Below are 7,460 nucleotides of genomic sequence, written 5' to 3' on the forward strand. Positions count from 1 at the left end.
ACCGGATGCCGTTTCACCGGCCTTTGTTGATCGGCGCAGCCGCAAAAAATCGCATCGTTCAATACGCAGAAGGGCTATTTGGACAGTGGACAGCATACCGTGATGGCTGCTTGCACGTCGTGTGATCCATAGGACGAAGCTATGCCGGCAGCGCCGAAAGGGGCATTCTCAACAGCCTGCTAGTTGTGCCATCGCTACCGGTCTTAACAATGAAGTCATCGGTGAGGTCGACATTTGGGACTGGCGGATTGACGGTGTCGGGTACTGTGTCTGGAACATCACAATTGACAGTAAACGTCAGAATTTAGTTTCGACGCTTCAACCATTAGGTTCTCTAACCCTGATATCTCTTCAATAAGCGTCTTTCTGCTTAAGACGCAATAAAGGCTTTCTTTTTTCTCATTCCATCCATAACGAAATCTCACCTCAGCCTCGACTTCATCATCCAGCTCAGAAATTAATAGTTGAAGCGACTCAGCAACGATGTTGGTAAGATTATGATCAAGAGTATCCTCTTCATATTGACTAAAAATTGTCTGATACTTTTGATTGAGGCCACCCCAAAAATGTTTTGAAAAAAGCCATTCGGAGGCTTCTCGCGACAATGAAAGCTCTCTTTTTAAGTTGCTCTCTTGCGCACCTAAAATCAAAAAGTGAGAGGGATGCATAATTAGTCCGTATTCGTGAAATGTGTGAGGGCGTTTCTAACGGACGTCGGGACGCCAGTTTGTATCGTGTTCGACTGCTGAATTAGCGGGACGTTGTTGGGAATCGGGTTACCGAATTGATCTGTGTAACTTAAGACACCATTAACATTTGTGTTTTGGACCCTGAAATAGTTACCCGCATTATCATAAACAACTTGCATTCCATTCGTCGGGTTCGCGTAAATAGTCTTCCCCGACTCCGTATAAGTAATTGTTGGATTGTCCCCCGCAATGCTTGCGATTGTATCGCTCAAGGACACGCCCTGCTGATAATCAATGTATTGAGCCGCTCTCGCCGCTCCAGCAGGGTTGAAAATTGGCGCCAATGGTCCTGTTTGTGTCCCTGTCGCCGCACTCACTCCGTCATTTGGAACTTATGCCTTGTAGCCCTCAAACTCCCACACTCCAATCTTTGATATCTGCACGACGATCTCGGTCCAACTATTACCAACGCAGCCGTCCAGATACTTTGTTAATGCCTCCATTATTGAAGGCATATCATATTCTCCATCCAATACAACGTATCTTTCCAGATTTTTCGTTTGCAATTTTTTTTCGCGTTCTAACCACTCACGATTGCATACGAGTATTTGAAAATCGTCAGCACCTTCCGTCTCATCAGAACCAATTGATGCATTCAGCCAAAATCCAAAGCATCCAGGGTCCTCTGGCTGGAACTTCTCTAGCGGCACTGCCGAATTCGTATCAATTCTTTTTAGTTTTGCCTTCATGGAAGAATGTTCAAATGACCGTTACTGATCAATTGTCCGTTTGAGAATTGTTGAAAATTAGACTGAACCCCGGTAAGTGCAAAGGGAGAGTTTTTCGATGTTGGGGGACGATACGTCATAGTTTCGTCCGCACTCACCCAACCGCCTTCGACACCACCCATGGGTTGAGCACCATCACCCACCCAAATTTGACCTAGCGCATCCGATTCCGCAGCAGTACCTGTCCCCATCGAGAAATTCATATTCCCAGAACCGTCGCCGTACACTGCCGTCGCAAGTCTAGGATCTTGAGACGCAATATTTGCCAAATTCTCCGCTTGGAGCTGTTGTGCCAACTGTGGACCAGTCGCGGCGTTTGCTGTCCCCTCTGACGTTATAGTTGTTTCGTTTGGAACGGCCTCAAGAATACTAGATGGTGTAGCCGATGAAGCGACCGGATCGGAGAACATGTTCTTTACAGAACTAACAAGTCCATCGAGACCGTCTTCGGCTGCAGCCAGCTCCCCAACGACGACAGTCGAGACAGAGTTAAACCGTGTATTCCACGCATCAACCCCATCCACAGACAGGTTGTTGAATGGATTTACGCTCTGACCATTGTTCCCCAGCGCTTCCCAAGCAGCAACATTATTGCCTACAAAGTTCAAAGTACCCACATCGAAACGAGCTATAGCCGCGCCGATTGGTCCGTCGTACTTTTCTGCAGAGGCCGCATTCCTTTCCGCAACGCCATAGAGCGTAGTCCACAGAGTAGACGGAATCGGTTGCGCCGTAGATACGGAGGAATTTGTGTACTCATTTGCACCCCCACTGAAATCATAGGTGAGCAATCCCGGCGATTCCGAAGGATCGGCGTACATCATGGAGAGATACCCCGCCGCCGCCGAAGCGTTCACGGAGTTCCCTGCCAGTGAGGCCACGGCTGGCGGCAGGTAAGGCGGCTCTATCGCCGGACCCGCGGAGCCGGTATCCAGCGCAAAGTTGTACCGAGGTATCAGGCTTCCGCCGTTTTCCATCGCCAGCGTATCGGCATAGTCATCAAACCCGTCCAGCTGATCGGCGAACGACGATGGATTGATGTCCAGTGCTTGGCCCTGCCCGGGCATCGCGCTGCTCGCTCCATTGTCGTTGTCTGCCGGCAGGCCATAGATACCCGTATAGGTCGAATATGCATCCGCCGAGGCGACCTGCGGACTATTCGCCATCAGCGTTTGGGCCTCTTGCTCAAACGCTGACTCCCCAGAACCCTGGTTTCCGCCATTGGCGTAGGCGTTGAGGGATGCCTGGTCCTGACTCCATTCACTGCCGGCTTGCTGACTGAACGATGCCGTTTGTTCCGCACTGCGCGCTTGCGCGGCGTTGATAGCGCTTACCGCTGCATTACCCAGCGCATTGCCAAACACATCCTCACCGATCTGTTGCCAGCTCTGCACATGGTTGTCGCCCAAGGCTTGACTGGTTTCGCGAGTGGTGACGTCCTGCACGATATTGGCCTCGACCCTGTTCCAGGAAAAGCCGCCTTGTTCACCAGCCGCCGCTTGGGCATTGCTTGGGCCAAGCTCACCACCCGCCGCTGAGCCAGCCGCACTCGCAATCAAGCCGGCCCAACTGAAGTTCGCCGCCTGACCGGTAACCTTGTCCGCTTCGTAAGTACCCGCATAACTGGCAGCGCCGATAAGAGCATTGCCGGCCTCATTGATACCGTTACCGGTGCTACTGGCAAAGGTACTGGCGAAGGCGCCTCCTTGGCTGAACTCCGAACTCAAGCCCCCACCAATCGCGCCACCTACAGCACCCACCAGCACCTGTCCAAAGCTGAAGCCATCTTGTACGCCCAATGCATCACCGGTGACTTGGCTGGCGGTACTGCCTGCTGCCCCTGCTATTGCGCCGGCAGCCCATTCGCTCATTAAGGGTGATAAAGTCTCATAGCTCGCGACCGAAACTATCACCGCCACAGCAATGATGACGATCTCCGCCAACACATTGCACCCCGAACTACTCGGCGGCGGCGGTGGCGCTGTCGGCAGATTCGGCGTGGTACTCCCAACAATCTGCCCCGCGTTATACGGCTTGAACGTCGTGGCGCTGTTGCTGCTCGTGATGATCGACGGCAGCGTGATGCTCTGACCCACCACCAAGGTGTCGCTGGCACCGATACCGTTGGCCTGGCCGATGATGTAGCCGTAGTTGCTGTTGCCGTATACCGCCTGCGCGATGCTCGCCAGCGTGTCGCCGGCCTGGATCACGTAGCTCTGGGTGCTGGCGCTGTCGCTGAAGCCGGTCAGCGTGTCCAGCGCGCTGATGTTGCCGGCCTCGTCCAGCACGTTGAGCTGCTGGCCGTCGACGTACGTGTAGTGATCGGTCGCGCCGCCGCCCGAGGGCGTGAACGTGCTGCCGCTCGTCGCGCCGCTGCGCTTCAGCACGATCTCGCCGCTGCTGTCGTAGCCGAACACCCGCGTGGTGTTCAGTGCCGAACCGCTGTTGCCCTGGCTGGTTTGCGACACCGCGAGGCGCCGTCCAAAGGCATCGTAGTAGCTGGTGTCCGTGGCGGGCACATAGCCGGCCACGGTGGCGGTGCCGGTCGTGCTCTGTTCCAGATAGCCGTCTTTCTTCAGATAGTTGACGTTGTAATTGGCGGCAAAGACGTTCGGTTGGGTATAGGTGTACGCCGTGACGTTACCGACGTGGTCGTAAGCGGTGTAGGTCGTCGCGGAGTTCATGCCGAGCACGCCACTGCCGTCCAGACCGATGTCCACTTCGTCCGGGAGTGTCTTGTCCTGATAATTGACCGCCATGATGGCGGCTCGCTGCCAGTCGGTGGATGGACGGCCATAGGCAGCGACTTGCGACACCGTACCGTCGCTGTTGTAACTGGTGATCTGGGCCTGCTGCAGCCAGCCACCCGCTTCCATGTACTCCGTGCCATCGGGAAAGTCGGGCGTGTCCGTGGCCGATACGAAGAAGTCATTGCGGAAGTACGTCGCGTCGAGTACCTGATGGCCGTCGGCGTCGTAGGTCACCCGCTGGTAGGCACCCAGGCTGCCCTCGCTCTGGGTCTGATCGATCGCATAGTCGGTTTCGACCAGCTCATTGCGCTGGTCGTACACCAGCCGCTGGAGCATCACGTCACCGGCGCCGTAGGTCTTTATTTTAGACCCGCTGATGACGCTGTAGGCGCCACTGTTGACGGTGGTGCGTACCACCACGTTACCGGCGGCATCGTATTGATTGCCGACCGAGGGCGCGTCGTAGGTACCGGCTGTGATTTCGATCTGGCCGTTGACCAGCGCACCGTTGCTCACCAGCACGCGGTTGTCTGCGTCGTAGGTGAACCAGGAGCTCTGGATGTTGGGCGTGGTGGCCACGGCGGCCTGGCTAGTGACGGCCTGCGGACTGGCGACTGTGGCGGTTGCCGGGAGTGCTTTTACCACTTCCCCCCCTGCCAGGTTGGCAATAACATCGATATCAATCACGACGCTGACCGATTTGCCGTCGACGGAATCCGTTGCCGTTAAAACATAGTTGCCATAGTCGTGGTCGACTTTGTTACTGGGTGGCGTGCCGGATAACGTGCCGGTGGTGGCATTGAACGTCCAGATGCCAGCGATGGCGGCTCCCGTCGACTGGTTTGTCAGGGAGTAAGTCAGTGCACGACCGGTAGGGTTGCTAAATGCGGTGCTCGGTACCGTCCACGAATTCGCGCGGCCCGCATTAAAAATGAGTCCGCTCGGAACGCCTCCGTTATAGACCGGCGGATTGTTGATCGGTGCGTTGACCGTGAGGGTAAATCCCTCGCCACTGATGGCCCCGTGGGTATCGAAGGCCCAGCAGCCGAAGATGAACGATCCGGTGGTGGGCGGCGTGCCACTGAACGTCAGCGTGCTGGCGTTGAAGCTGACCCAGGAGGGAAGCGCGACGTACGCCGAGCCGTTCCACATGATGCCGGAATAAGTCAACGCGTCGCCGTTGTTATCATGCGCACCCGGCACCTGGTAGCTGAAGGGCATGCCTTGCACGGCGGTAATATTGCTTACGGCACTGTTGAACACCGGCGCCGCATTATTGACGGTGACGGCGATGGTCGTGCTGACCGTACGTCCCAAGCCATCGGTGGCGGTAATCGTCCAGTTGTAGCTACCCACCGGTTCCGACGTGCCGTTGAACACAAACTCACCACCGCTGAAACCGGCCCAGGACGGCGCGTTACTGGTATAGGTCAGCCCGTGGCCGTAAGGGTCGTTAAAAAAAGTCGCGATACTGTAGCTCTGTGGGCCTCCGTTAGGTGTCAGGGTCTGCGCCGGGATGGCGCCGGTCACCGCCGGTGGTGCGTAGCTGTTGGTCAGCGTCAGCGCGCCGGAAGCCGTTCCACCTTGAGCATTCGTCGCGATGATTTCGAGCTGATAGGTGGTATCGCTCTCGTACATCGGGGTGGACCATGTGGACGTCTCGTAGACGAGCGCCGCGGGCACACCGGTGATGGCGCCCGTCGTGGCATTCACGCTGAGGTTAACCTGGCTGATGGGTACCCATACGGCCGCCACCTTGGTATCGACGGGCTCGCCGCCCTTGTTCACCGTCAACGTATGCGCAGGAATCAACACCATGCCGGTATAGGTCAGCGCGCCCCCATCGGATTCGTTGAACGCGTTGGCCGGGAGGGGGATGTTGAGCGAGGCACCACCGATGGCGCCGGTCTGGTTGGCCAGGTTGCCGTTGTAGAGCGGTGCCGGCTGCACGTACTGCACGACCGTGACGGTGAAATACCCCTCGGCCTCCTGCCCCTGGGGATTGGTGGCCATCACATACAGCTTGAACGTCTGGCCTACCGCGCTGGCCGGAGGCGTGCCCGCAAACGTGAGGCTGGACGGATAAAACGTCATCCAGGACGGCAACGGGGAGTCGATTTCCGTGGTGGGCTCACCGGTGATGGACTGGATCTTATAGGTACCCGCCGAATACGTCAGTGCATCGCCATCGCTTTCGTTGAAGCTGCTGGCGGCAAAGCTGAACGCAAAACTGCGCGTACCGGACACCGTCTGGTTGGTGAAGCTGCCGTTGAGCACCGGCGGGGTGGAGAGCACGGTGTAGGTGAAGGTCTGGATCGGGTTGAACCCTCCGGCTCCCGCACCGTAAGCAATGGTGTAGGTACCGGCACTCCCGGCCGGTGGCGTGCCGCTGAAGGTCAGCGTGCCGGCGTTGAAACTCAGCCATGAAGGCAACGGTACATAACCGTTGCTGGTGACCCATGCCGGTGCATAACTGATCGCCAGTCCGTTGGCATCGGTGGCGCCGGGCACAGTGAAGCTAAAGGCGGTATTCACGCTACCGACCTGGTTGGTCGCTCCGGCGGTAAACACTGGAGTGACCAGGGGCACGGTCACCGTGAACGTGCTGCTGACGCTCTGGCCATTGACGTCGGTGGCTGTGACGGTGATCGACCAGCTGCCGGCCGTGCTCGGCGTGCCGCCAAAGTTGCCGCTGCTGTTGAGGGTCATCCAGCTGGGCATGCCCGTCGCCGCATACGTCAATCCGAAGCCGACGTTATCGGTAAAACCGCTGGACACATTGAGATTCCACGCCACACCCGGCGTGGCCGTCTGCGCACCCACACCACCGGTCGGCGTACCGCCACTGCCACTGATGGCGGAGGCGGTCGGGCCGTACGCACTCTGCACGAACACCGCGCGCCGGTTGCCGACAGCGTCATAGTTGATGACCTCGCGTGAGTTAGCGACGCCGTTGTCCGGGTTCTCGGTGGTCTCCACACTGAGACGATTGTGGCTGTCATAGCTGGACACTGTTTCGGTGTGCACCACCAGTCCGGCACCGTCGGTGGTGTAGGTGGCGTCCACGGTCTGGTTGCCGTTGACGTCGTACTGGTAGGTGTCCCATTCGGCCACCGACCCACCGGTGAGCTGGGTGAGCTTCGCGACTTGCCCATCGGCGTCGTACTGGTATTGCTCGCTGCTGCCGGTGCCGGTGAGCGCACTCGGCAGGTACCCCGGATTGGTCTGTCCCG

General features: G+C 57.4%; 3 protein-coding genes. All 3 read right to left on the bottom strand.

Annotation, left to right across the window (positions count from 1 at the left end; translation table 11 throughout):
• Window positions 1-278 precede the first annotated feature (278 nt).
• Window positions 279-668 carry a hypothetical protein gene (locus tag HDE80_RS21905; protein WP_184674439.1) on the bottom strand — a complete coding sequence of 130 codons (390 nt, stop codon included), beginning with the start codon at window positions 666-668 and terminating at the stop codon, window positions 279-281.
• Between the two features lie 413 nt (window positions 669-1,081).
• The gene (locus tag HDE80_RS21910) at window positions 1,082-1,438 is read right to left on the bottom strand and encodes an Imm8 family immunity protein (protein ID WP_184674441.1); all 357 of its coding nucleotides are present in this window, start codon (window positions 1,436-1,438) and stop codon (window positions 1,082-1,084) included.
• On the bottom strand, window positions 1,435-7,460 hold a 6,026-nt coding region (locus HDE80_RS21915; protein WP_184674443.1), incomplete at its 5' end, for a putative Ig domain-containing protein. The genes HDE80_RS21910 and HDE80_RS21915, both read right to left, overlap by 4 nt.

It is taken from the genome of Rhodanobacter sp. A1T4 (assembly GCF_014207185.1).
In the GTDB taxonomy this organism is placed as follows: Bacteria; Pseudomonadota; Gammaproteobacteria; order Xanthomonadales; family Rhodanobacteraceae; genus Rhodanobacter.